General features: G+C 74.5%; 22 protein-coding genes and 1 pseudogene. 12 read left to right on the top strand and 11 right to left on the bottom strand.

Annotated elements, in window-relative coordinates:
- The first annotated feature begins 56 nt into the window (after positions 1–56).
- Both GV126_RS00575 and GV126_RS00570 read left to right on the top strand, forming a co-directional pair.
- Positions 57–440 carry a DUF8819 family protein gene (locus GV126_RS00575; RefSeq protein WP_159661932.1) on the top strand — a complete coding sequence of 128 codons (384 nt, stop codon included), beginning with the start codon at positions 57–59 and terminating at the stop codon, positions 438–440.
- Between the two features lie 37 nt (positions 441–477).
- Complete coding sequence (locus GV126_RS00570) at positions 478–756, top strand: DUF4031 domain-containing protein (RefSeq protein WP_159661931.1); 279 nt, start codon at positions 478–480, stop codon at positions 754–756.
- Here the strand turns inward: GV126_RS00570 and GV126_RS00565 are convergent.
- Positions 738–1,805: a GNAT family N-acetyltransferase gene (locus GV126_RS00565; RefSeq protein ID WP_159661930.1), complete on the bottom strand. Its 1,068-nt coding sequence runs from the start codon at positions 1,803–1,805 to the stop codon at positions 738–740. The two genes, GV126_RS00570 and GV126_RS00565, sit on opposite strands and share 19 nt — an antisense overlap.
- Before the next feature lie 215 nt (positions 1,806–2,020).
- Complete coding sequence (locus tag GV126_RS00560) at positions 2,021–2,674, bottom strand: HD domain-containing protein (RefSeq protein ID WP_159661929.1); 654 nt, start codon at positions 2,672–2,674, stop codon at positions 2,021–2,023.
- 49 nt (positions 2,675–2,723) lie between these two features.
- On the opposite strand from GV126_RS00560, the gene GV126_RS00555 reads away from it, so the two are divergent.
- Both GV126_RS00555 and GV126_RS00550 read left to right on the top strand, forming a co-directional pair.
- On the top strand, positions 2,724–3,404 hold the full coding sequence (locus tag GV126_RS00555) for a maleylpyruvate isomerase family mycothiol-dependent enzyme (protein WP_159661928.1): 681 nt from the start codon (positions 2,724–2,726) through the stop codon (positions 3,402–3,404).
- 180 nt (positions 3,405–3,584) lie between these two features.
- The gene (locus GV126_RS00550; RefSeq protein WP_159661927.1) at positions 3,585–4,298 is read left to right on the top strand and encodes a copper homeostasis protein CutC; all 714 of its coding nucleotides are present in this window, start codon (positions 3,585–3,587) and stop codon (positions 4,296–4,298) included.
- A gap of 102 nt (positions 4,299–4,400) precedes the next feature.
- Here the strand turns inward: GV126_RS00550 and GV126_RS00545 are convergent, their stop codons facing one another.
- Positions 4,401–4,952 (bottom strand): LppU/SCO3897 family protein, encoded by a 552-nt coding sequence (locus GV126_RS00545; protein ID WP_236569814.1) that lies wholly within the window; start codon positions 4,950–4,952, stop codon positions 4,401–4,403.
- On the opposite strand from GV126_RS00545, the gene GV126_RS00540 reads away from it, so the two are divergent.
- Genes GV126_RS00540 through sbnA form a run of 5 tightly spaced genes read left to right on the top strand, consistent with a single transcriptional unit; the run spans position 4,951 to position 13,544 of the window.
- Entirely contained in the window at positions 4,951–7,002 is a 2,052-nt protein-coding gene (locus GV126_RS00540) for a Pls/PosA family non-ribosomal peptide synthetase (protein ID WP_236569813.1), read from the top strand. The two genes, GV126_RS00545 and GV126_RS00540, sit on opposite strands and share 2 nt — an antisense overlap.
- Before the next feature lie 12 nt (positions 7,003–7,014).
- Positions 7,015–10,284 (top strand): non-ribosomal peptide synthetase, encoded by a 3,270-nt coding sequence (locus tag GV126_RS00535; protein WP_159661925.1) that lies wholly within the window; start codon positions 7,015–7,017, stop codon positions 10,282–10,284.
- Positions 10,285–10,318: 34 nt separating this feature from the next.
- On the top strand, positions 10,319–11,320 hold the full coding sequence (locus GV126_RS00530; RefSeq protein WP_159661924.1) for a TauD/TfdA family dioxygenase: 1,002 nt from the start codon (positions 10,319–10,321) through the stop codon (positions 11,318–11,320).
- Positions 11,317–12,405 carry a 2,3-diaminopropionate biosynthesis protein SbnB gene (gene sbnB / locus GV126_RS00525; RefSeq protein ID WP_159661923.1) on the top strand — a complete coding sequence of 363 codons (1,089 nt, stop codon included), beginning with the start codon at positions 11,317–11,319 and terminating at the stop codon, positions 12,403–12,405. The genes GV126_RS00530 and sbnB overlap by 4 nt, the downstream gene beginning before the upstream one ends.
- Positions 12,406–12,461: 56 nt before the next feature.
- Positions 12,462–13,544: a 2,3-diaminopropionate biosynthesis protein SbnA gene (sbnA, locus tag GV126_RS00520; protein ID WP_159661922.1), complete on the top strand. Its 1,083-nt coding sequence runs from the start codon at positions 12,462–12,464 to the stop codon at positions 13,542–13,544.
- A 109-nt stretch (positions 13,545–13,653) separates the two neighbouring features.
- On the opposite strand, the gene GV126_RS00515 is transcribed toward sbnA, so the two are convergent.
- The 4 genes from GV126_RS00515 to GV126_RS00500 all read right to left on the bottom strand — a co-directional run bounded on the left by GV126_RS00515 (position 13,654) and on the right by GV126_RS00500 (position 17,566).
- Entirely contained in the window at positions 13,654–14,724 is a 1,071-nt protein-coding gene (locus GV126_RS00515; protein ID WP_159661921.1) for a zinc-dependent alcohol dehydrogenase family protein, read from the bottom strand.
- Positions 14,725–14,975: 251 nt separating this feature from the next.
- Positions 14,976–16,016 (bottom strand): NAD(P)-dependent alcohol dehydrogenase, encoded by a 1,041-nt coding sequence (locus GV126_RS00510; RefSeq protein WP_159661920.1) that lies wholly within the window; start codon positions 16,014–16,016, stop codon positions 14,976–14,978.
- A gap of 57 nt (positions 16,017–16,073) precedes the next feature.
- On the bottom strand, positions 16,074–16,880 hold the full coding sequence (locus GV126_RS00505; protein ID WP_159661919.1) for an SDR family NAD(P)-dependent oxidoreductase: 807 nt from the start codon (positions 16,878–16,880) through the stop codon (positions 16,074–16,076).
- Positions 16,877–17,566 (bottom strand): TetR/AcrR family transcriptional regulator, encoded by a 690-nt coding sequence (locus GV126_RS00500; RefSeq protein ID WP_159661918.1) that lies wholly within the window; start codon positions 17,564–17,566, stop codon positions 16,877–16,879. Before GV126_RS00500 ends, GV126_RS00505 begins: the two co-directional genes overlap by 4 nt.
- A gap of 232 nt (positions 17,567–17,798) precedes the next feature.
- Between GV126_RS00500 and GV126_RS00495 the strand changes: the two genes are divergently transcribed.
- The gene (locus GV126_RS00495; protein ID WP_236569812.1) at positions 17,799–18,503 is read left to right on the top strand and encodes an acetate uptake transporter; all 705 of its coding nucleotides are present in this window, start codon (positions 17,799–17,801) and stop codon (positions 18,501–18,503) included.
- Here the strand turns inward: GV126_RS00495 and GV126_RS00490 are convergent.
- Positions 18,389–19,372, bottom strand: a complete 984-nt coding sequence (locus GV126_RS00490) for an ATP-dependent DNA ligase (protein WP_236569811.1) — start codon at positions 19,370–19,372, stop codon at positions 18,389–18,391. The genes GV126_RS00495 and GV126_RS00490 overlap by 115 nt on opposite strands.
- A 230-nt stretch (positions 19,373–19,602) precedes the next feature.
- On the opposite strand from GV126_RS00490, the pseudogene GV126_RS00485 reads away from it, so the two are divergent.
- Positions 19,603–19,987: pseudogene (locus GV126_RS00485) on the top strand (DoxX-related protein).
- Positions 19,988–20,005: 18 nt separating this feature from the next.
- On the opposite strand, the gene GV126_RS00480 reads toward GV126_RS00485, so the two are convergent.
- The gene (locus GV126_RS00480) at positions 20,006–20,620 is read right to left on the bottom strand and encodes a DNA polymerase ligase N-terminal domain-containing protein (protein WP_159661917.1); all 615 of its coding nucleotides are present in this window, start codon (positions 20,618–20,620) and stop codon (positions 20,006–20,008) included.
- Positions 20,621–20,881: 261 nt separating this feature from the next.
- Between GV126_RS00480 and GV126_RS00475 the strand changes: the two genes are divergently transcribed.
- Entirely contained in the window at positions 20,882–21,853 is a 972-nt protein-coding gene (locus GV126_RS00475) for a TauD/TfdA dioxygenase family protein (protein WP_159661916.1), read from the top strand.
- A gap of 112 nt (positions 21,854–21,965) precedes the next feature.
- Here GV126_RS00475 and GV126_RS00470 read toward each other — a convergent pair whose 3' ends face one another.
- Together GV126_RS00470 and GV126_RS00465 are read right to left on the bottom strand one after the other, a co-directional pair.
- On the bottom strand, positions 21,966–22,733 hold the full coding sequence (locus GV126_RS00470; protein ID WP_159661915.1) for a dienelactone hydrolase family protein: 768 nt from the start codon (positions 22,731–22,733) through the stop codon (positions 21,966–21,968).
- Between the two features lie 184 nt (positions 22,734–22,917).
- Positions 22,918–23,538, bottom strand: a complete 621-nt coding sequence (locus GV126_RS00465) for an L-threonylcarbamoyladenylate synthase (RefSeq protein ID WP_028423586.1) — start codon at positions 23,536–23,538, stop codon at positions 22,918–22,920.
- Positions 23,539–23,931: the final 393 nt, after the last annotated feature.

Below are 23,931 nucleotides of genomic sequence, written 5' to 3'. Positions count from 1 at the left end.
ATGGTGAAAGATATTTTCCGTTCGGACGAATGGTCAAGAGTGCGCACAATGGAGGCATGGACCCCATCAGCCCCCTGGAGCAGGCCCTGCACGCCGCCCGCGCCCTCGTCCTCGCCGACCTGGTCGCGGGCGAGGTCGCCGAGGCCGATGTGGTGTCGCTCGTCGAGGACTCCGTCGCCCAGCGCCGCTGGTGGGTGGAGCAGTGGCCGGACGGCGCCCTGTACGTCGCCGGACTGGTCGCGCAGGACGTCCAGGACGCGCTGCTGGAGCGCTACGGCCGCTGGCCGCTGTGCCCGGTGTGCGGGTACGGCGACCCGCACGCCCTGGACGTCGAACCCGAACTCGGCCCCGACCCGCACTGGGTGTGCTCCAAGGCGGGCGTGAAGGTCGCCGCGGTGGGGTCGCTGGCGGAGGCGACGGGCGGAAAGCCGTCCTCGTGAGCGCCGTCCGGGGGAGGACCGGGCGAGTGGCGGTGGCGTGACCGTCTACATCGACCCGCCCACCTGGCCGGGCCACGGCCGCCTGTGGTCCCATCTGATCAGCGACGTCTCCTACGCCGAACTGCACGCGTTCGCCGAGCGGTTGGGTGTGCCGCGCCGGGCCTTCGAACGCGACCACTACGACCTGCCCGCCCAGCGCTACGAAGACGCGGTCGCGGCCGGGGCCGTCCAGGTCCCCAGCCGCGAGGTGGTGCGCCTGCTGCACGCCTCCGGACTGCGCCGGCGCAAGTACCGCGCTCAGCGCGGCAGTTCGTAGACGAGCAGGTCGCCCTCGTCGGCCACCCGGGTGAAACCGGCCCGGTCGGCCACCCGCTGCGACGGGCCGTTGTCCCGGTCGATCCGCGCCACCAGCCGCCGCACGCCCTCCCGGTCCAGCGCCCACGCCGACAGTGCGCGCAGCGCCTCGGTGGCGTAGCCGTGGCCGCGGGCGGCCTCGGCCAGGTCGTAGCCGATCTCCGCGCGGCCGTCCTCGTCGGGCGGGCCGTGGAAGCCCATGGCGCCGACCGCGCGCCCGTCCTCGTCGCGCACCAGCGCGAACATCCCCCACTCGGGCCGGTGCACCCCGTCCTCGTACGCCTTCACGATCATCCCGGCGGCCTCCCGCGTGCCCGGGTACGGGCCGCCCTCGACCCACCGGAAACCGCCGTCCCCGCCACCGGCCAGGTCCCGGGCGGCCGCCGGGGTGACGCCCTGGAGAGTGAGGCGTCCGGCGGGGACCGCGAGCGCGTTGTACCAGCGCCACTCGGTGACCGGCGCCCGTCCGGGCAGCTCGCCGCGGCCGGTCGCCCACAGCAGGGTCGGCCAGGGCGCGGCGCCCGGACGGACGTGCGGGAACAGCCGGGTCAGCACGCCCTCGCACAGCTCCGCCGCGGGCTCGTAGCGCAGGCCGAGCCCCTCGGCGATGTCATGGGTGTGCAGCAGCACCTCCACGACGCCCATCGCGGCGAAACCCTCGCGGTCCGCGTTGCCGTACGGGTGGTACGCCCGGACCTGCGGCGGCGTGGTGCGCACGGCCGCGGCGAGCAGCGTGCCGACCGCCTCGACCACGTCCAGGAGGCCGGCGGTGTCGGCGTCGTCCTCCAGGCGGATCTCGTAGGGGACGTGGCGTTCTTGCGCCCGGGCCGCCAACCGCCAGGTGTAGGCGGTGAGAGCGGTCGCGATGTGCCGGGCGGTGTCCCGGCAGCTCCACTCCAGCCGCCCGGCCCGCACCTCGTCCCAGTCCCGGTCGCGGTCCGCCGCCGTCCGCAGCACCGCCATGGCCCCCGCGACGGCCTGCTCGACCTGTTCCCCGCCCCATGCGCTCATGCCGGGGAGCCTAGGGCCTGTCCAGCGGATCATGCCGCAGACGCGGGGCCTGGCACTCCCCTCTGCGGCGTTGTCGTCGGTCCCCGACGCTCCGCGTCGACTCCCTCCTCCGCCTTGCACAGGGACGCACCATGCCCCGCTCACCTGGGTCGATCAGTCGCCGTGAGTTCCCTGCGACGTGATCCGCCGGACAGCCCCTGGGCGCCACGGCGGCCTCACGGCGACAGCATTTCCAGCTCGGAGGTGATGTTGTAGCGGGCCGTCGCCTCCCAGTGGCGCTGGCCGTAGGGGGTGCGGAACAGGTGGGGACGGGCGAGCAGTTGGCGCAGGATCGCGGCGCGGCCCTCGCGGAAGGCGTCGTTGGGGACGAAGTGGTACTCCTCGCGCACGCCCGCCGCGTAGGCGGCGTACGCCGACGGGGCCGCGGCCAGGACCGCCAGGTCGGCGTCGCACAGCACCTGGCCGTTCAGGTCGTCGTCCGCCGGATCGTGGGCGACGGTGAGCCGGACCAGCCGGGCCACCTCGGCGGTCGTGTCCGCGGGCACCCCGGCCTCGGGCAGCGCGCGTTCGGCCAGGCGGGCGGAGCGCTCCTCGTTCTCGGACCGCTCCGGCAGGTACACCGCGTCGTGGAACCAGCCCGCCAGGCGCACGACATCGGCCTCGGCGGCGTACTCCTGAAGGGCGTCGATGTGGTCCAGGACCGCCGTCAGATGGGTGAGCGTGTGGTAGTGCCGCTGCGGCTGCGACCAGCGGCGCAGCAGATCGTCGGCGTACGGCGCGGGGTCGGGGCCGCCGGCGGGTCCGCGGGCGCCGTCGAGGGCGCGCGCGAAGCGGTCCCGCAGGACATCGAGGTCGGCGTGTTCGGCCATGTGCCCATTGTTCCGCCCCTGGGCGGGCACACGCCCTAGCGTGACTCACATGACTTCTGCTGATCTGCACCAGGTGCGGGATCCCGAGCTGCCCGGGCAGTTGCTCGCGCGGGAGCGGGACGCGCTGATCCCGTTGCTCAGGTCGCGGCCGGAGGCGGACTTCGCGCTGCCGACCGCCGCGTGCCCGGGGTGGACGGTGCGGGACGTGCTCGCGCACTGTTCCGCCGCGCTGCTCAGGGTCGTGGAGAACCGGTTCGAGGAGGGCGTGTTCTCGCCCGAGTCCAACGCGCGCGACATCGCCGAGCGGGCCGCGTGGTCCCACGTCCGGGTGGTGGACGAGCTGGAACGCGGGATGACCGAGGCCGGGCCGGTGATCGCCGAGGCCGGCGGGGCGCTGGACGAGATCGCACTCGGGGAGTGGGTGCACGCCGGTGACGTGCGCGAGGCCCTCGGCGCGCCCGGCGCGTACGCCGGCGCGGGGCTGGAGTACGCGCTGCCCCTGCTCGCCCACGTCACCCGCGAGCAGGGCCGGCTGCCCCTCCACGCCGACCTGGACGACATGGACGAACCCCTGCGGCTGGGCGACTCCGGCGGGGAGCGGCCCCCGGCCCGGTACATCGGCGACGCCGCCACGCTCGTCCGGCTCTACGCCGGACGCCCGCTGCGGGCGGACGGAAACGGGTACGAGCTGGCGGGCGCGCGGGAGGACGAGCTGAACATCTTCGGGTGAGGCGCAAGCCCGCGCGTGAGCGGGATGGACGTCTGTGCACGAGCCGGGCGCACAGGCAGCTTCGCGTGGGTCGGGCGGACGTCTTCGCCTGACCGGTCGCCCTGGGCGGCCCTCCTCGGCGTACCCTGAGATTGGACTAGACCTGTTGAGCCCCCAGGGGAATCCGAGGAAAGGGGTCCCATGAGCATGCGTGCAGTCCTGGAGGTGATCGCCCTCGACGTCGAGGACGCGGTCGCCGCCCGGGCGGGGGGCGCGGCCCGCCTCGAACTGGTCACCGATATGGCGGCCGCCGGCCTCCCCCCGCCGGTCGCCACCGTCGCCGCGATCCGCGCCGCCGTCGACATCGACCTGCGCGTGATGCTCCGCCTCACGGACGGGTTCGCGGCCGGTGACGTCTCCCGACTGGTGGGCGTGGCCGAGGAGCTGCGGGAGGCCGGCGCGGACCAGTTCGTGCTCGGCTTCCTCGACGCGGACGGCGGGGTGGACCTCGCCGCGGTGGAACGGCTGGCCGACGTGCTGGACGGCTGCGCGTGGACGTTCCACCGGGCGATCGACCGCGCCGCCGACCGTGCCGCCCTGCGCAAGCAGCTCGCCGGCTGCCCCGGCCTGGACACCTACCTCACCGCCGGGTCCCCCGCCGGGGCGGACGAGGGCCTGCCGACGCCGATCGCGGAGGCGGGGCGGCGCGGCGAGCCGGGGTACGGCCAGGAACTCCTCGTCGGCGGCGGCCTGCGCCTGGAGCACGTGCCGCGGCTGCGGGCCGCCGGGATCGACGCCTTCCACATCGGCGGCGCGGCGCGCCCCGCGGGGTGGGGCGGGGCGGTCTCCGAGACGGCTGTGCGGGAGTGGCGCCGGGTGCTGGACGGGGCAGCCGCCCGGCAGGTGGTTCCCTAGCGGCTGATGCCGCTGATGCCGCAGTTGCCGCTTGGGGCCTCGGGCCTCGGGTGGTGCCTCGGTGCCTGATGCCGGTGCCCCGGTGCCCCGGTGGGTGTCCCGCTAGCCGTTCAGCGGTCGCAGGCACAGCGGCAGGTCGCCGTCCTCGCTGTATTCCGGATCGGCGATGTAGTCCCCGGCCTGACAGGAGCCGCTGTCCGGAGCGAGGACCCGGAACTCGGCCTCGGCGGAGCCGCAGTCGACGGGCCGTAGATCCTCATGGGACCAGTCGCCGTCGTTCCGGGCACAGGAGCCGACCGTCAGAGTCGGGTGCTCACCGCCGCCGGGGCCGACCAGCAGGCCGACGACCATGAGCACCGGAACGGCCAGCACCGCCAGGCCCAGCAGGCTCAGCGGGATCAGCGCCAGCACCCCGGCCGGCCGCTTGAACACCGGCTTGCCCGGGTCCAGCGGCGGCCGCGGGCCGGCCGCGACCGGGGCGGGGATACGTCGTATCGCGGACCGGGCGCCGAGATTGACCAGCAGGGTGACGGGCGTGATGACCACCGACAACGGACCCCACCAGCCCTGCAGCAGGGTGTCGGCCTGCATCTGCCGGAAGACGGCCAGCGCGCAGGTGCGGCACAGGACGCCCCGCCGCCGCAGGAACCGCATGACCACCAGCATGCCCTGGTGGCCACGGACCGTCACCGGCGCGGCGGGCGCCGCCCCGCAGACCTCGCACACGGTGGCCGGTCCGCCCGGCGGCAGCGGCGCGCCACCGTACTGCGGCACCGCGGCGGGGGCGGGCGGACCGGCCACCGTGTGCGGCGCGGCCTACCTGCGGTTCTGGATCGTCAAGTCGCTGCTGCACGCCAACCCCATGGTGCTGTTCGTCGGCAATCCGCTGTATGTGATGTACCTGCGGGCGCTGGGCGCGCGGATCGGCCGGGACGTGACGATCCTCTCCCGCTCCGTGCCGGTCTGCACCGACCTGCTGACCATCGGCGCCGGCACGGTCATCCGCAAGGACGCGTTCTTCCTGGGCTACCGGGCCTGCGCCGGACGGATCCAGACCGGCCGGATCACGCTGGGCCGGGAGGTGTTCGTCGGCGAGAAGACGGTCCTCGACATCGACACCGCCCTGGGCGACGGGGCGCAGCTCGGCCACGCCTCCGCCCTGTACCGGGGCCAGGAGGTCCCGGCCGGTGAACGCCGGCACGGCTCGCCCGCCCAGCCCACCGAGGTCGACCACGTACGGGTCCCGCCGGCCCGCTGCGGCAGACTGCGCCGGACCACCTTCGCGCTGACCAGCCTGGTGCAGCTGTACCTGGTGTACCTGCCGCTGGCCGTGGGCGGGCTGTACATGGTGTGCGCCGAGGTCCCCGCGCTGCACCGGCGGCTGGAGGCCGGGACCCAGGGCGCCTCGATCGCCACCCTCGTCCTCGACGCGCTGCTGGTGGCCACGGTGGTGTTCTTCGGCGCCGTGCTGCTCGGCCTGGTCGCCCTGTTCGCCGCCTCGCGTCTGCTGCGCCTGGCCGTGCGGCCCGAGCGGGTCTACCCGCTGTACGGCTTCCCGTACGCGCTGCACCGGGCGGTGTCGGCCCTGACGAACATCCGCTTCTTCACCTGGCTCTTCGGAGACAGCTCCTACATCGTCCCCTACCTGCGCGGCCTCGGCTACGACCTGTCCACGGTCGAGCAGACCGGCTCCAACTTCGGCACCGAGGTGGCGCACGAGACGCCGTTCCTGGTGAAGGTCGGCAGCGGCACCATGGTGGCCGACGGGTTGTCCGTCCTCAACGCGGAGTTCTCCAGCACCTCCTTCAGGGTGACGCCGGTCTCCATCGGGGCGCGCAACTTCCTCGGCAACAACATCGCCTTTCCCGCGGGCGCGCGCACCGGCGACAACTGCCTGCTGGCGACGAAGGTGATGGTCCCCCTCGACGGCGAGATGCGGCAGGGTGTGGGGCTGCTCGGCTCCCCCTGCTTCGAGATCCCCCGGACGGTGGAGCGCGACGCGCGCTTCGACCACCTGCGCACCGGCGAGGCGCTGCGCCGCAACCTGGCCGCGAAGAACCGCTACAACCTGCGCTCCATGGCGCTGCACCTGCTGCTGCGCTGGCTGCACACGGTGCTGCTGACGGCGTTCGCCCTGCTCACCGCGGGTCTGTACGGCACCCTGGGGCACGTCGTGGTCGGCGGCTACCTGGCGTTCAGCCTCCTGGTCACCACCGGCTACTACGTCCTGGTGGAGCGGTGCATCGCCTCCTTCCGCCCGCTGCGGCCGCGGCTGTGCTCCATCTACGACCCGTACTTCTGGTGGCACGAGCGGCTGTGGAAGGTGCCCGAGCACTATCTGAACCTGTTCAACGGCACGCCGTTCAAGGCGCTGCTGTGGCGGCTGATGGGCGTGCGCATCGGCCGCAGGGTCTTCGACGACGGCTGTTTCATCACGGAGCGGACGCTGACCGCCATCGGGGACGACTGCACGCTGAACGCCGGCAGCAAGATCCAGTGCCACTCGCAGGAGGACGGCACCTTCAAGTCCGACCACACCACGCTGGGCGCCGGCGTCACCCTCGGGGTCGGCGCACATGTGCACTACGGCGTGACGGTGGGCGACGGCGCGGTGCTGGCGCCGGACTCCTTCCTGATGAAGGGCGAGGAAGTCCCACCGAACGCGCGATGGGCAGGAAACCCCGCCGCCCCGACGGCGAAGTGAGGAAGGTCATCCATGGGAACGCTCGTGGCAGCGGAGAGGGACTTCTGGGCCGAGGTGCTGACCGCCGGCGGCTTCAGTGCCGTTCCGCGGTGGGCACGCGATCCGGTGCCGGGGGTCGCCGAACACGAGGAGCCGGTGCCCGCCGAGGTGGCGGAGGCGGTGGCTGCCCTGGCGGCGCGGCTGGGGGTGCCGGCCGGCGCGGTGCTGCTGGCCGCGCACGCCAAGGTGCTGGCGGCGCTCAGCGGTGAAGGGGACGTGGTGACCGGCCACGTCACCGACGCGGTCGGCGGCCCGCTGCCCTGCCGGCTCTCGCTCGCCCCGCGCACCTGGCGCGAGCTGGTGCTCGCCGTCCGGCGCGCCGAGGCGGACCTGCTGACGCACCGGGACTTCCCCGTCGCGGACCTGCGCCGGGAGCTGGGCCTGAGCGGGCCCGCGTTCGAGGTGGTCTTCGACCCGGTCGGCACCGCGCCCGCCCTGCCCGAGGACGTGGTGCTCGCGGTGGGCCGCGGCGAGCGGGACGGCCGGACCGTGCTGCGGGTGCGGCACCGCACCGATGTGCTGGACGCCGCCGCGGCGGCCCGGATCGCCGGGTACCACGTGACCGCGCTGCGCCTGATGACCGCCGATGTGGACGCCGACCACGCCGGGCAGAGCCTGCTGTCGGCGGCGGAGGTGCGCGAGCAGCTCGACGCTCTGGCCGGGCCGCACCGCGAGCTGCCGGACGCCCGCGCGCACGAGCTGTTCGAGCAGCGGGTACGGGAGCACCCCGAGGCGGTGGCGGCGGTGCTCGGCGAGCGCTGCTGGACGTACGCGGAGCTGAACGCGCGCGCCAACCGGCTGGCGCGGGCGCTGCTGGCGCGCGGGCTGGGCCGGGAGGACGTGGTGGCGGGCGTCACCGAGCGGAACCTCGACTGGCTGGCGGCGGGGCTGGCGGTGTTCAAGGCGGGAGGCGTCTACCTGCCCGTCGAGCCGCACTTCCCCGCCGGCAGGATCGCGGCGACGCTGTCGCGGGCCGGGTGCCGGCTGGTGCTGACCGAGCCCGGCAGCACCGCGTCCCTGGACGAGGCGCTGGCCACCCTCCCGGGGGACGTCGAGAAGCTGCTGATCGAGGCCGCGTACGCCGAGGACCACGCCGAGGACGACCTCGGGGTGGAGGTGGCCCCCGGGCAGCTGGCGTACATCTACTTCACCTCCGGCTCCACGGGCGAGCCGAAGGGCGCGATGTGCGAGCACGCGGGCATGCTCAACCACCTGTTCGCCAAGATCGACGACCTGGGCATCGGGCCGGGGACGGTGGTGGCGCAGACGGCCCCGCAGTGCTTCGACATCTCCCTGTGGCAGCTGCTGGCGGCGCTGCTGGTGGGCGGGCGGACCCTGCTGGTGGAGCAGGACGCGGTCGTGGACGTGGAACGCTTCGTGGACACCCTGGCCCGCGGCCGGGTGGGGGTGGCCCAGGTCGTGCCCTCCTACCTGGAGGTGATGGTGGCGTACCTGGAGCGGCACCCGCGCGACCTGCCCGACCTGACGTGTGTGTCGGTGACCGGGGAGGCGCTCAAACGGGAGCTGGTCCAGCGCTGGTTCGCGCTCCGGCCGGGCATCCGCCTGGTCAACGCCTACGGCCTGACCGAGACCTCCGACGACACCAACCACGAGGTCATGGAGGCGGTGCCGGACCGGGTGCTGCTGGGCCGCCCCGTGCACAACGTGCGGGTCCTCGTCGTCGACGCCCACCTGAACCTGGTGCCGCTGGGCGCCCCCGGGCTGATCGCGTTCTCCGGGGTGTGCGTGGGGCGCGGCTACGTCAACGACCTCGAGCGCACCCGCGAGGCCTACCGGGAGGACCCCTACCGGCCCGGCGAGCGGCTGTACCTGGGCGGCGACTGGGGGCGCTGGCATCCGGACGGCAAGCTGGAGTTCCTCGGCCGCCGCGACAGCCAGGTCAAGATCCGCGGCTTTCGCATCGAGATCGGCGAGATCGAGAACACGCTGCTGCGGGTGCCGGGGGTGCGGGACGGCGCGGTGGTCGTCGCCGAACCGGCCGGCGGCAGCGCCCGCCTGGTCGCCTTCTACACAGGGCGGCGGCTGGAGACCGGGGAGCTGCAGCAGGTGCTCGGGGCGGCGCTGCCCGCGTACATGGTGCCGTCGGCGTTCCACTGGCAGGACGCGCTGCCGCTGACCGCCAACGGCAAGATCGACCGCAAGGCCCTGACCGCGCTGGCCGCACGCACGGACCGGACGGACCCCGAGGCGCCGGGGGACGGCGGGGACCATGCGCAGGCCCCGCGCACCGCGAACGAGCGCAGGCTCGCCGACGCCTGGGCCCAGGTGCTGGGTGTGCCCCGGCACCGGATCGGCCGGCACGACCACTTCTTCGACGCCGGCGGCACCTCCCTGTCGGCGGTGAAGCTCACCATCGCCCTGGACCGCGCGGTGTCGTTGAAGGACATCACCCGCCATCCGGTGCTCGCCGACCTGGCGGCGCTGCTGGACGGCCCGGCCGGGCGGCGCCCGGACCTGCTGCAGCCGCTGGCCCGGCCGCGGGGCACGGCGCAGTGCACCCTGGTGTGCTTCCCGCACGCGGGCGGCACCGCGGTGAACTTCCAGCCGATGGCGAGCGCGCTGGCCGACAGCGGCCTGGCGGTGTACGCCGTCGATCTGCCCGGCCACGACCTGGCCGCCCCCGACGAGCCGTTCGCACCGCTGGAGCAGGTGGCCGAGCAGGCCGTCGAGGAGATCGCCGGGCGCGGGCTGCGGCGGGTGATGCTGTGGGGCCGCTCCTCGGGCGCCGCCCTGGCCGTGGCGGCGGCCCGGCTGCTGCCCGCGCGCGGGGTGGAGGTGGTGCGGGTGTTCCTCGGCGCGCAGCTGCTCGGCACGGCCGCTGAACGACGGGAGCGGGCGGTCGAGTTGAAGCGGATGAGCAACGCGGAGATCGCCGCGCGGCTGGCCGCGGACGGCGGCCACCGGGAGCTGGGCGAGCTGAACGCGGAGCACGCCGAGCGCGTCGCCGCCGCCTACCGCCACGACTGCGTGGTGGCCCACCGCTACTTCGCCGCCCTGCTGGACGATCCACCCGCCGTCAAACCGGCCGCGGCGCTCACCGTGGTCGTCGCCGCCGACGACCCGCACACCGCCGGCTTCCGCGACCGCCATCAGGACTGGCGGGTGCTGGCCGACCGCGTGGACCTGCACGAACTGCCGGCCGGCGGCCACTACTTCCCCCGCACCCGGCCGGCCGAGGCGGCGCAGGCCGTGCTGGGCGCCGCCGAACCGGCGGCCTCCTGAAGAAGACCACCGCGCCGAACGAAAGGAAACCGCGATGTCGTATCCGTCCCCGGCCTCCCTGCTGGAGGTGGACCTGCGACCGGACAGGCCACCGGTCCTGCGGGTGGAGCCCCCGGCCGACGCGGCCGGCTGGGCCGCCGAACACCGCCAGGCGCTGCGCGCGCAGGTCACCGAGCACGGTGCGGTCCTGGTGCGCGGCCTGGGGCTGCGCGACAAGGAGCAGGTCCGCGCGGTGTTCACCGCGCTGGCCGGTGACCTCATGGCCGAGCGGGAGGCGTTCGCACCCCGGACGCCGTACGGCGGCGGGCTGTACTCCTCCACCAGCTGGCCGGACAACCAGCCGATGTGCATGCACCACGAGCTGAGCTACGCGCAGCGGGTGCCGGGCCTGATGCTGTTCGCGTGTCTGACCGCCCCCGCCGAGGGCGGCGCGACCGCGGTGGCCGACGCCGAGCAGGTGCTGCGGGCGCTGCCCGCCGAGGTCAGCGAGCGGTTCGAGCGGGAGGGCTGGCTGCTCACCCGCAGCTACAACGACGAGATCGGCGCCTCGCTGGCGGAGTCGTTCGGCACCGACGACCGCGAGACGGTGGAGAACTACTGCCGCGCCCACGCCATCGACTTCGCCTGGCGGCCCGACGGGACGCTGCGCACCCGGCAGCGCCGCGCCGCCGTCGTCCGGCACCCGGTCACCGGCCGCCCCTGCTGGTTCAACCAGATCGCCTTCCTCAACCAGTGGACGCTGGCGCCGGAGGTGCGCGAGTACCTGGTGGACGAGTACGGCGAGGACGGGCTGCCGTTCAACACCCGGTACGGCGACGGCGGCGAGATCGGCGAGGACGTCGTGCAGCTGCTCAACACCACCTACGAACAGCACACCCGGCGCGAGCCGTGGCAGGCCGGCGACGTGCTGCTGGTCGACAACATCCGCACCGCGCACAGCCGGGAGCCGTTCACCGGTGAGCGCGAGGTACTGGTGGCCATGGCCGAGCCGCGGGTGCCGGCCGACGGCCGCACGCGGGAGGGGAAGCGGCGATGACTCCTGTGACCTCCCCCGCCACCGGCCCCACCGCCTCGGGACCGTCCGCCGTCCCGGCGTTCGCGGTGATCTCCGGCGCGCAGGTGCGGCAGGCGCTGCACGGCCGCGAGAAGGAGATCGTGGAGCTGGTCGAGGCCGCCTACCGGCTGCACGGTGAGGGCCGGACGGTGACCCCGCCGTCGTACTTCCTGCGCTTCCCCGACCGGCCCACCTCGCGGATCATCGCACTGCCCGCGTCCGTGGGCGGTGAGGTGGGCGTGGACGGCATCAAGTGGATCTCCAGTTTCCCCGACAACGTGGCCTCCGGGCTCCCCCGGGCGTCGGCGGTGCTGATCCTCAACGACCACGCCACCGGCTACCCGTTCGCCTGCCTGGAGAGTTCCATCATCAGCGCCACCCGGACCGCGGCGTCCGCGGCGCTGGCCGCCGACCGGCTCACCCGCACCCGGGAGCGGCCCCGGCGGGTCGGGTTCTTCGGCACCGGCCTGATCGCCCGCTACATCCACACCTTCCTCGCGGGCACCGGCTGGAGCTTCGACTCCGTCGGGGTGTACGACGTCTCCGCCGACAGCGCCGCCGGGTTCTGCGGATATCTGCGGCAGGCCGGTGCCGGCTCGCCGGGCGGGACGGCGGCCGAGGTCACCGTGCACGACAGCCCCGAGGACCTCATCCGCTCCAGCGACCTGGTCGTCTTCGCCACGATCGCGGGGACCCCGCACGTCACCGAGACGTCCTGGTTCGATCACCGTCCCGTCGTGCTGCACGTGTCGCTGCGCGACCTGGATCCGCGGATCCTGCTGGAGTCGGCCAACTTCGTCGACGACGTCGAGCACTGCCTGAAGGCGGACACCTCCCCGCACCTGGCCGAACAGCTCACCGGCGGCCGGGACTTCCTGGACGGCACCCTCGACGACGTCCTCACCGGCCGCGTCCGGCCGCCCGCCGACCGGACCGTCATCTTCTCCCCGTTCGGCCTCGGGGTCCTCGACCTCGCCGTGGGCAAGTACGTCCACGACGAGATCGCCCGAGCCGGAGAGCTCCATGTCATCGACGACTTCTTCCACGAGCTGCGCCGGTACGGCTGATCACCGCGCCCTCGGCTGATCGCCCCTGTACCCGGCCCACGCATCAGGAGGCCCTCGTGCCCGTCATCTCCGCACCCCACTCCTTCAACGAAGGCCAGCTCTACGTCGATCTCCAGCCGATCCTCGGGCGCTCGCTCTACCTGAAGTGCGAGGGCTTCAACTTCGCCGGTTCGATCAAGCTGAAGGCCGCGATCGAGATGGTGGAGAGCGCGGAGCGGGACGGGTTGCTGACCAAGGACTCGGTACTGATCGAGTCCTCGTCCGGCAACCTCGGGGTGGCCCTCAGCGTGATCGCGGCCAGCAAGGGCTACCGGTTCCTGTGTGTCACGGACTCCCGCTGCAACCTGTCGACCCGGCTGCTGATGGAGGCGCTGGGCAGCGAGGTGCACGTCATCGCCGACCTGGACGCCAACGGCGGGTTCCTCGGCGCCCGGATCGACTACGTCCGGGCGCTGTGCGCCTCCGACGAGCGGTACGTGTGGCTGAGCCAGTACACCAACCCGGGCAACTGGCAGGCGCACTACCGCAAGACCGCACCCGAGATCGCCGAGCAGGTCCCGCAGCTGGACGTGTTGTTCGTGGGCGCGGGCACCACGGGGACGCTCATGGGGTGCGCGCGGTACTTCCGCGAGTGGCACCGGCCGGTGCGGATCGTCGCGGTGGACACCGTCGGCTCGGTGGCCTTCGGCGGCACACCGGGCCGCCGGATGATCCCCGGGCTGGGCATGAGCATGCGCCCGCCGCTGCTGGACGAGTCCTACGTCGACGAGGTGATCCAGGTGGAGGAGGCGGACACCATCCGCGCCTGCCACCGGCTCGCCCGGCGCGGGGTCCTGTTCGGCGGCTCCACCGGGACGGGCGTCAGCGGTGCGTCGGGCTGGCTGGACCGCCACGGCTCCCCCGACCTGACGGCGGTGGCCATCGCCCCCGACCTCGGCGAACGCTACCTCGACACCATCTACCAGCAGACCTGGCTGGAGGACCTGTACGGCGACCGGGTGCTGCACGGCGACGACGACGAGCGCGAGGAGGCGGACGACGGCGCCCGCGACTCGGAGGAGGTCACGGCCGGCTCCGCGGGCGCCGAGCGCGCCTCGCACAGCGGGGAGCACCGGCACCGCCGCGGCTCACGGTCGTAGGCACACGTGGGCGCACCACGCCGCGGCCGGTCGGCGCACGGCGCCTCCTCCCCGCCGTCCGTCCCGGGCCGCGGGGAGGCGCCGCGCGCCCTCCTGACCGCTCCCACCGTCAGGTCGTCTGCACGGGGACGACCTCACGGTGCGGTCCGCCGAGCACGACCTTGATCGCCCCGGTCTCGGCGGGGTGGGCGAAGACCTCGTAGGCCTCCTCCATGCGCTCCAGCGGGAACAGGTGCGTGATCAGCTGCGAGGTGGGCAGCCGGCCGGTGGCGGCCATCTTCAGCAGCGTCGGAGTGCAACGGGTGTCGACCAGGCCCGTGGTGACGGTGACGTTCCTGTCCCACAGCTCCTCCAGGTGCAGGGTCGCCGGCCGGCCGTGCACACCGACGACCGCGATCCGGCCGCCGGGGCGCGCCATGCGCGCGCCCCCCCCGAAGGTCTCCGGCAGGCCCACCGCCTCGACCGCCACATCCACGCCCAGCTCGCCGGTGAGGTCGGCGACCAGCTGCTCGGGGGCCTCCCGGGCGTCGCAGACCACGTCGGCGCCCAGTTTGCGGGCGATCTCCAGGCGGGCGGGGGCGACGTCCACCGCGCCGACCCGCTCGGGCGCGAACAGCCGGGCGGTGGCGATCACCGCGAGGCCGACCGGGCCGGCGCCGACCACGGCCACGGTGTCGCCGGGCGCGACCTGTCCGTTGAGCACGCCGACCTCGTATCCGGTGGGGAAGATGTCGGCCAGCAGCACGGCCTCCTCATTGGTCACCGAGGCGGGCAGCGGGTGCAGCGACAGGTCGGCGAAGGGCACCCGCACGTACTCGGCCTGCGTGCCGTCGATGTGCCGGCCGAGGACCCAGCCCCCGCCGCCCAGGCACTGGCCGTACATGCCCTCGCGGCAGAAACGGCAGCGTCCGCAGGCGCTGACGCAGGAGACCAGCACCCGCTCCCCCGGCTGCAGGCCGCGCACGTCGGGGCCGATCTCGACGACCTCGCCGACCGCCTCGTGCCCGAGCACGGTGCCGGGGCGCACCTCGGGCACGTCGCCCTTGAGGATGTGCAGGTCGGTTCCGCAGATGGTGACGGTGTCGACCCGCACGACGGCGTCGGTCGGGTCCTGGACGTCCGGGTCAGGGACGTCCTGCCAGGCGGACCGGCCGGGACCGTGGAAGACGTAACCTTTCATGCCGATCTTCACCCTTCTGTCCTGTCTTTTCCGGTACCTCCAGTCTGTGCGCCGGAGCCCGGCCGCGCTCGGGCGCGCCGGGGCGGGCCGTTCGCCCGGGCCGGGCCCGGGCGGGCACCCGTGGCCCTCGCTCGGCTTCACAGGAGACGCTCGAGGCCGCACACGCCGCCGCCGACAGCGCCCCCGCCGGTCGGGTAGGACCGGCGGGGGCGCGACGTGAGCTGGGGGGTGTTCCGGTGGGGGGTGGTGCCTCAGGCCCCCGGCAGGATCACCGCGCGGCCGTTGATCGTGCCCGCGTGGAGGCGCTCGTAGGCGAGCGGTGCCTCGTCCAGGGTGAACGTCTCGGTGTGGACCGACAGGGCACCGGAGCGGGCCAGCGCCAGCACCTCGACCAGTTCGCCGCGGCTGCCCCAGTACGGGGAGCTGACCGACACCTCGAAGGGCAGCCGGCCGAAGCCGACGGGCAGCGCGGCGCCGCCGATGCCGACGAGGGAGATCTCCCCCTCCACGGCGGCCACCGCGGCGGCGACGGCCACGGTGGGCTCCACGCCGACGAAGTCGAACACGGCCTCGGCGCCCAGACCTCCGGTGAGGTCGCGCACCGCGGCGGCGGCCCCGGCGTCCGACAGCACCGTCTCGTGCGCCCCCACCTCGCGGGCCAGGCGCAGCTTGTCCTCGCTGACGTCGAGCGCCACCACGCGGGCCGGCGTCAGGGCGCGCAGCAACTGGATGGCGACGTGCCCGAGGCCGCCGGCGCCGATCACCACGGCGGTCGAGCCGGGCACCAGCCGGGGCAGCGCCCGCTTGATGGCGTGGTACGGCGTCAGGCCCGCGTCGGTCAGCGGCACGGCGGCCACCGGGTCGAGCCCGTCGAGCGGGACCAGGTGCCGCGGGTCGTCGACCAGCAGGTACTCGGCCATCGAGCCCGGCGCGCCGAGCCCGGGCGGCCGGATGCCGAGCGCGTCGGCGCGCAGGCAGTAGTTCTCCTTGCCCTCGGCGCACTTGGCGCAGGTGCCGCAGCCCCAGGGCCCGTACACGGCGACCGCCTCGCCCTCGGCGAGACCGCTCACCCCGGCGCCCAGCGCGGCGACGGTGCCCACGCCCTCGTGGCCGAGGGTGAGCGGCAGCTCGTAGGGGAAGCCCTCGGCGGGCCAGCTCATCACCGCGATGTCGGAGTGGCACACCCCGGCCGCGGTGACCTTCAACAGGACCTGCCCGGGCCCGGGTTCGGGGTCGGGGACGGTCACCACCTCGGGGGCGGCGCCGATGGTGCGGTACTGCAGTGCCTTCATGACGAAAAACTCCCTCGTTCGCCTCGGCCGTGACTCGGTTCGTCCCGTCGGTGCGGGTCAGACCGCGGTATAGGCGCCGTCGACCAGGTGGTAGCTGCCGTGGACGAACGAGGCGCGGTCGGACAGCAGGAAGGCGACGAGTTCGGCGACCTCCTCCGGGCGGCCGAGCCGGCCGGCCGGGTGCAGGCCGACCAGGGCCCGGTGGGCGGACTCGTCCATGTTCTGCAGCAGCGGCGTCTCGATGAAGCCCGGGCCGACCGCGTTGACGCGGATGCCCTGGGCGGCGTACTCGGCGGCGGCGGTCTTGGTCAGCCCGACCACGCCGTGCTTGGCGGCCACGTAGGCGGCGGAGCCGGCGAAGCCGGCCGAGCCGAGGATGGAGGCCACGTTGACGATCGCACCGCCCTGGCCGGTGTCCTGCAGGGCGGGCAGTTCGTAGCGCATCGAGTAGAAGACGCCGTCGAGGTTGGTGCGCACGACCCGCTGGTAGGCCTCGATGTCGTAGGCGCCGGTGAGCGCGCTCGGGCCGCCGATGCCGGCGTTGTTCACGGCCAGCCGCAGGGAGCCGAACGTGTCCACGGCGAAGGCGACGGCCGCCTCGACGGACTCCGGTCGGGTCACGTCCAGGTGGACGGCGGCGGCGGGTATGCCCTCGGCGGTCAGCTCGGCGGCGGCCTTCTCGGCGCCCTCGGTGCGGAAGTCGGCGATGACGACGTTGGCGCCGCCGGCGCCCAGGCGGCGGGCGGTGGCCAGGCCGATGCCGGAGGCGGCGCCGGTGACCAGGGCGGTCCGGCCGGCGAACTCGGTGGCGTAGTCGGTGACGGGACCGGCGGCGGGGGCGGCCGCGGGGGTGGTGGTGCTCATGTGCGCTCGCTTCTCGGAGTTGCGTGCGGGGCCGCGGACGCGGCCTCCGCGGTCAGGGCGTCGTAGGCCCGCTCGACCAGAGCGGCGAGGTCTGCGGCTCCCGGGTCGTCGTCCTTCCCCGCGCGCGCCCACTGGCGCAGGGCGGCGGTGAGGACGCCGGCGGCGGCGCCGACGACGACGGCGGGGCGGATGTCCCGGGCCTCGTCGGTGCCGAGCCGGTCGGCGATGATCCGGATCGACTCCTCCTGGGCGTCGACGCGGATGCGTTCGTAGGCGGCGAACAGGGTCGGTTCGCGGTCCAGCAGGGCGAGCAGCCGCCGCATGTCCGGACGCACGTGCCAGGCCGGGTTCTCCCGGTCGGCGAGCCAGGCCCGCACGGCCCGGCGGTAGGCCAGCAGCGGCGGTTCGGCCGCCGGGCGGGCGCGCAGCAGGGCGTTGATGCGGGCGCCGTCACCGCGCACGAAGTCCAGGGCGGCGTCCTCCTTGCCGGTGAAGTTCCGGCTGAAGGTGCGGCGGGTGACGTCGGCGCGGTCGGCGATGGCCGCCACGGTCGTGTCGGCCAGGCCGCGTTCCAGGATCAGCTCCAGGGCGGCGGCGGCCAGCGCGTTGCGGGTCTGCCTGGCCTTGCGCTGCCGCCGGTCCTCGGGAGCGGGGGCCGTGCCGCCGGAGGGCTCCGTTGCCGTCATGGTCACACCGTACACCGTCGTGTCTCACTGGGACATGAGTCCCCTTGGGACATGAGTTCTCTCGGGACACCCATCCCGTGGGGTGCCGGTCCCGTGGGGCGCCGGGAGCGCGGGAGGGAGACGCGAAGGAGAGCCCCACGATCCCCCGAGGCAGGTGACATACAGCTAAAACCGGGGCGAACGGGTACTCAGTGGCTGGCCGTGATGGCCTCAGGTCGAAGGGATTCCGGTCATGGCCGACGACACGCACGACTCCGTCCGCGACCAGGCGCGCCCGGCGGACCCGCAGGCGCGGGCGCACGCGGACCCGGCACCGGTGGGCCTGGCGGGCTTCGCGCTCACCACCCTGCTGCTGTCCATCGTCAACACCGGCCTCCTGACGGAGACCGGCGCCCTCATCCCCGTGCTGGGCCTGGCGGCGTTCTACGGCGGCCTGGCCGAGTTCGTCGCCGGGCTGTTCGAGTTCCGCCGGGGCAACACCTTCGGCGCCACGGTGTTCATGTCCTACGGCGCCTTCTGGCTGTCGTACTGGTGGATCGTGCCGCACCTGCTCGGCACCGGCGCCGACGCGCACAACGCCCTCGGGCTGTATCTGCTCGGCTGGGCGGTGTTCACCGCGTACCTGGCGGTGGCCGCGCTGCGCACCAGCATCGCCGTGCTGGGCGTGCTCGTGCTGCTGACGCCCACGTTCGTGCTGCTGGCCGTCGGGGAGTTCCAGGGCGGGGCCCCGCCGCCCCCCGCCGCCCCGCCGGCCCCGGGGGGCGGCCGCCGCGTCCCCGCGCGGCCTCGCTCGCCCCGTCCGCGTGCCTCCAGGGGCGTGCCTCACCCTGTCGTGTCCTCCGGCAGATCGGCGGCGGACTCCTCCGGGCTCAGGTCCGGGCGCAGCCGCAGCCAGGAGGGCTGGCGCAGCCGGCCCGCCCGGGTACGGACGCTGTAGCGCACCTCGCCGACCAGCCGGGGCAGCACCCAGTGGGCCCCGGGCGCCGCCGGGACCGGGTCGAAGGGGCACGCCTTCGTCGCCAGGTCCGCGGGCAGCGCGGCCAGCTGCGTGCGTTCGGCCTCGCTCCAGCCGGTGCCCACGCTGCCGACGTAGCGCAGTCTGCCGCCGCCGCGCTGCCCCACCAGCACCGCGCCCGGCAGCCCCGTCAGCCGCCCCTTGCCCGGCAGCCAGCCGCCCACGATCACGTCCTCGCTGCGCATGTTGCGGATCTTGATCCAGGCCCGTGAGCGCACCCCCGGCTCGTACACCGAGTCCAGCCGCTTGCACACCAGGCCCTCCAGGCCGTGCTCGCGCGTGGCGGCCAGGGCACGCTCGCCGTGGCCGACGAGGGCGCGTGGCGTGGACCAGTACGGCCCCTGCAGGCCGAGCGCCTCCAGACGCTCGCGGCGCCGGAGGTAGGGCAGCGCCAGCAGGGACTGCCCGCCCAGGTGCATCACGTCGAACAGGATCAGGTGCACGGGGATCTGCGCCGCCCGGCGTGCCGCGCGGCCGGGGGCGTGGGCCAGGCCCATACGGCCCTGCAGCAGCTGGAAGCTGGCCCGGCCGGTCTCGTCCAGCGCCAGGATCTCGCCGTCGAGCACGGCGGGCGTGGCGCCCAGGGCCGCGCCGAGCGGCCGCAGCTCGGGATAGGCGCCCGTGATGTCCTCCCCGGAGCGGGCCCGCAGCACCAGGGTGCCGTCCCCGGCCAGATAGGCCACCGCGCGCTGCCCGTCCTGCTTGGTCTCGTACGCCCAGCGCGCGTCCTGCGCGGGCGGTGGAAGGGAGCCGGGCGTGGCGAGCATGGGCGGGATCAGCGGGAGGGTCACGGCTGAGATGTGAACGTCCGGCCCCGCCCGCACGCCGCACCCGCGCCACTTTCCCCCGCAAGGCCCGCCACCGGCCCGCCCGGCGGCGGCCCGGCGGCGGGCCTCCCGGCCTCCCGGCCGGCCCGCCGTCCAGCCTTCCTGTCTCCCCGTCGGCGTCGGCCCGCCGACCACGGGCACCGGCATACCTACCGGCCAGTAGGATCGCGCGGCGGATCCGCGGGGGAGGAACCGTGTCCGGGTCCGTACGCTCACCGCTCCTGCTCGCCGGCCTGCCGGCCATGGCGGGGGGTCGCCCGCTTCGCCGTTCCCCGGCCGTTCGACGCCGTCGTCCCGCGCGCCCTGCCGGGCGGCTCGCGCGCCTGGACCTACACCGGCGGCGCCGTCGAGCCGGCCCTGGCCGCCGGTCTCGCGGCGGCCCGGACCCGCAAGGCCGCCGCGCCGGCCGCGCCGGCCTTCTTCGTGGGCGTCTTCCCGGCCAACGTGAAGAAGAGGGCCGTGGACCGGCGCCGCCGTCCCGCCGCCCAGCGGGCCGTCGCCCACGGCCGGCTGCCCCTGCACGTGCCCCTGGCGCTGGGGGCCCGCGGCGTCGCCGCCGGCGTGGCGGAGGACGGCTGACGCCCCACGGGCCCCGGCTCAGTCCTCGCCGTCCTGCGCCGCGACCTGCGCCAGGGTGCGGCCGGTGCGGACCGAGCGGGCCCGGCGCGGGTCGGGGGTGCCGTGGCCGCCGGAGCGCGCGGCGCCCTTCTTCACCAGCAGCCAGGCGTTGTCGTCACCGCCGTCCTGCCCGCCCCGGAACCGGGTGAGCGCGTACTCGCCGTGCAGCTTCGCGCCGTGCAGCCGGAAGGTGGCGTGCCCGCGCTCCAGCGACTCGGCGAAGTCCACGGGCCGCCCCCTGCGGTCGTGGCTGAGCGGTTCGTACGTGCCCCGGTCCCAGACGATGACCGTGCCGCCGCCGTACTCGCCCTTCGGGATCACGCCCTCGAAGTCCTCGTACTCCAGCGGATGGTCCTCCGTGGGCACGGCGAGGCGCTTGTCGTGCGGGTCGTCGGAGGGACCCTTGGGGACCGACCAGGACTTCAGCACGTCGCCGACCTGCAGCCGGAAGTCGAAGTGCATCCGGCGCGCGTCGTGGATCTGCACCACGAACCGCGGCCGGGGCCCCGCCGTGCCCGCCCGGCCCGACGGTTCGCGGGTGCGTGCGAAGTCGCGCTTGCCGCGGTACTCCCGCAGCCGTTCGTCCGTCCCCACGGGCACTCCCTCCGTTCGCCGGTGTGCCCGCCGGGTACCCCGCGGGCGCGGCCCGACGCGGGGCGGCGGCCGGCGGAACAGATACCCGGATCAGCCACCGGGACCAGGGACCAGGACCAGGTACGGATCAGCCGCAGGCGCACCGGCCGGCGCGGCGACGCCCTGTCGCCCTGCGCGCGGATCGCTGCCACGATCTGTCCTGAGCGTCACCGACGAGCAGCCGGCGGACGAGCGGACGAGCGGACGAGCAGCGGAGCGCAGATGACGACGAGCACGGGCACAGCGGGCGGGCGGCGGACCGGCGGGATCGAGGTGCGGCCGGTCGCCGGGCACATCGGGGCCGAGATCAGCGGGGTGGACCTGGCGGCCGACCTCGACGACGCGGTCGTCGGGGAGATCCGGGAGGCGGTGCTGCGCTGGAAGGTGGTGTTCTTCCGCGGGCAGCGGCTGGACCACGCCGCGCACGTGGCGTTCGCCCGCCGCTTCGGCGAACCCGTGGTGCTGCGGCGGCGCGGCCGCGCGCCGCCGCCCGACGTCCCCGAGGTGGAGACCACCGCCGACCGGCTGGAGCTGGGCGGCCGGTTCGGCATGGACCACGACGAGTGGCCGCGGCGCCGCCGGCACACCCTGCTGCGCGGCTGGCACTGCGACCACGGCGCCCGCGTCGACCCGCCCGCCGCGACGATCCTGCGGGCCGAGACCGTCCCGCCCTACGGCGGCGACACCACCTGGTCCAACCTGGCCGCCGCCTACGCCGGCCTGTCGGCGCCGGTGCGCGCCTTCGTCGACGGGCTGCGCGCCGAACACCGGCTCGGCGTCGGCTACCAGCCCCGGCCCGGCGACGACGCCTACGTCCGCCACCTGCTGGGCCATCAGATCGCCACCGTGCACCCGCTGGTGCGCCTCCACCCCGAGACGGGGGAGCGGGTGCTGTTCGTCAACGGCTACTACGTCGAGCAGATCGAAGGGCTCTCCCGGGCGGAGAGCGCCGCGATCCTGCAGATGCTGCTGGAGCAGGCGGTGCGGCCCGAGTACACGGTCCGGTTCCGCTGGGAGCCGGGCAGCGTCGCCTTCTGGGACAACCGCGCCACCATCCACCTCGCACCCGCCGACACCGCGCACCTCGCCTTCCCGCGCATCATGCACCGCGTGATGCTGCACGGGGAGGTCCCGGTGGGGGTGGACGGCACGCCGTCCGAGCCGATCCCCGGCAGCCGCCCCGGCCACTGGTGACGCACCGCAGGCTCCGCCGGCACCGCGGACACCCCCGCCCGCGCCGCCCGCACACAGGCGCGGCCGGCGCCCGCCGCGCCTGTGTGGGTGGGGGATCGGAAGCGGCCGCGTGTCAGGCCGAGGCTGCGAACGTGCGCTGCAGCAGGTCGAGCAGGGCCGCCCAGTGCCGCTCGGCGGCCTTCTGGTCGTAGGCGTCCGTGTCGGCCTGCGTGTAGCCGTGCGAGGCTCCCTCGTACACCTCGCTGCGATAGCGCACGCCCGCCGCGGTCAGAGCGTCCTCTAGGCGCTTGATCTGCTCCGGCGGCATCGAATGGTCGTTGTCGGCGTGCCCGAAGTACAGCTCGGCGGTGACGTGTTCGGCGACCCGGTGGGGGCTGTCCGGGTCGTCGGTGGCCAGCCCGCCGCCGTGGAACCCGGCCGCGGCGGCGACCCGGTCGGGGTGGGCGCCGGCGGTCAGCAGGGACAGCCTGGCGCCCATGCAGTACCCGGTCACCGCCACCGGCCCGTCGGCGACCACCGGGCTGTCGGCCAGCCAGCGCAGGTAGGCACCGGAGTCCCGGCGCACCAGATCGGGCGTGAGCGACCGCAGGAGCGGGGCGACCTTCGAGAACAGCTCCGGGCGCTCGGACAGGTCGATGAACTCCGGCAGCTCCACCACGGGGGCGCGGCCGTGGCGGTAGAACACGTTGGGCACCAGCACCGTGTAGCCGGCTTCCGCGAGCCGGTCGGCCATGCCCTTCAGATGCGGACGCAGACCGAAGGCGTCCTGGTAGAGCAGGACGGCCGGATGGGGACGGCCGTCCGCGGGGTGGGCGAGGTAGGCGTCGGCGGTGCCGTCCTCCGTCGGGATGTCGACGTCCTGTCCCTGTACGGCGGTCATGGGCGTGCTGCCTCTCTGCGCGGCCGCCGGCGAGGACCCCTCGCCGGCGGGAGGGGGGATGTCCCCGGCTCGGGGCGGAGCCGAGAGCCCGGGGGAGGGGATCACGGCCATGGTCGCACGCGCCGCCCGCGCCCTCGCACCGGCCCCGCCGGTCGCGGTGGCCGCGAGCGGCGGGGCGGCCGTCTCACTCGAAGCGGGAGGTGTCGCCCGCGCCCCGCCGCACGATCTCGGGCCGGCCGCCGGAGAAGTCGACGACGGTGGTCGGCTCGGTGCCGCAGTCGCCGGAGTCGACCACCGCGTCCAGCACATGGTCGAGCCGGTCCTTGATCTCCCAGCCCTGCGTCATCGGCTCCTCCTCGCCGGGCAGCAGCAGGGTGCTCGACACCAGCGGCTCACCCAGCTCCGCGAGCAGCGCCTGGGCGACGACATGGTCGGGGATGCGCACCCCGACCGTCTTCTTCTTCGGGTGCTGCAGCATGCGCGGCACCTCCCGGGTGGCCGGGAGGATGAAGGTGTAGCTGCCGGGCGTGGACGCCTTCAGCGCCCGGAACACGTCGTTGTCGAGCCGCACGAACTGGCCGAGCTGGGCGAAGTCCTGACACACCAGCGTGAAGTGGTGCCGGTCGTCCAGATGACGGATCGTACGGATCCGGTCCATGCCCTCGCGGCTGCCCAGCCGGCAGCCGAGGGCGTAGCAGGAGTCGGTCGGATACGCGATCAGCGCACCCTCGCGCACGCCGTCGGCGACCTGGCGGACGGCCCGCGGCTGGGGGTTGTCCGGATGCACGTCGAAGTACTTCGCCATCCGTCGAGCTTATGCCGTACGGGCGCCGCCCGCCGCAGTCGCCGCCCCTCCGGCGCCCGCGCGTCGGGCGGACCGGTCGCCGGGCGCGGAACCTCCGGTGTCCGTACGGGTGGTGTCCGTACACGTGGTGCTCGTAGGCGTGGTGTTCGCGCAACCGGTTTCGTGCACCCGGGTTCGCGCGGGCGGTGCCCGCGGCGCGCCGGGCCTGCGCGCGCCCGGCGTCCCGTCGCCGCGCCCGGCAACCGGTCCGCATCCGGTGGGCGTACGCACCGCGTTCACGGGGAACCAGATCCGTGTACCGCTCGGGGCTGTCCCCCCGGCCCCGGGCGCGCGGCTTCGCCAGCCGGTTCACCTCCCCCCTGTGATCCCGGCGGCGAAGCCGCCTTCCCCGTC

The sequence above is a fragment of the Streptomyces mexicanus genome (assembly GCF_902506575.1).
Classification (GTDB): domain Bacteria; phylum Actinomycetota; class Actinomycetes; order Streptomycetales; family Streptomycetaceae; genus Streptomyces; species Streptomyces mexicanus.
This window is presented reverse-complemented; position numbering and strand designations above follow the sequence as displayed.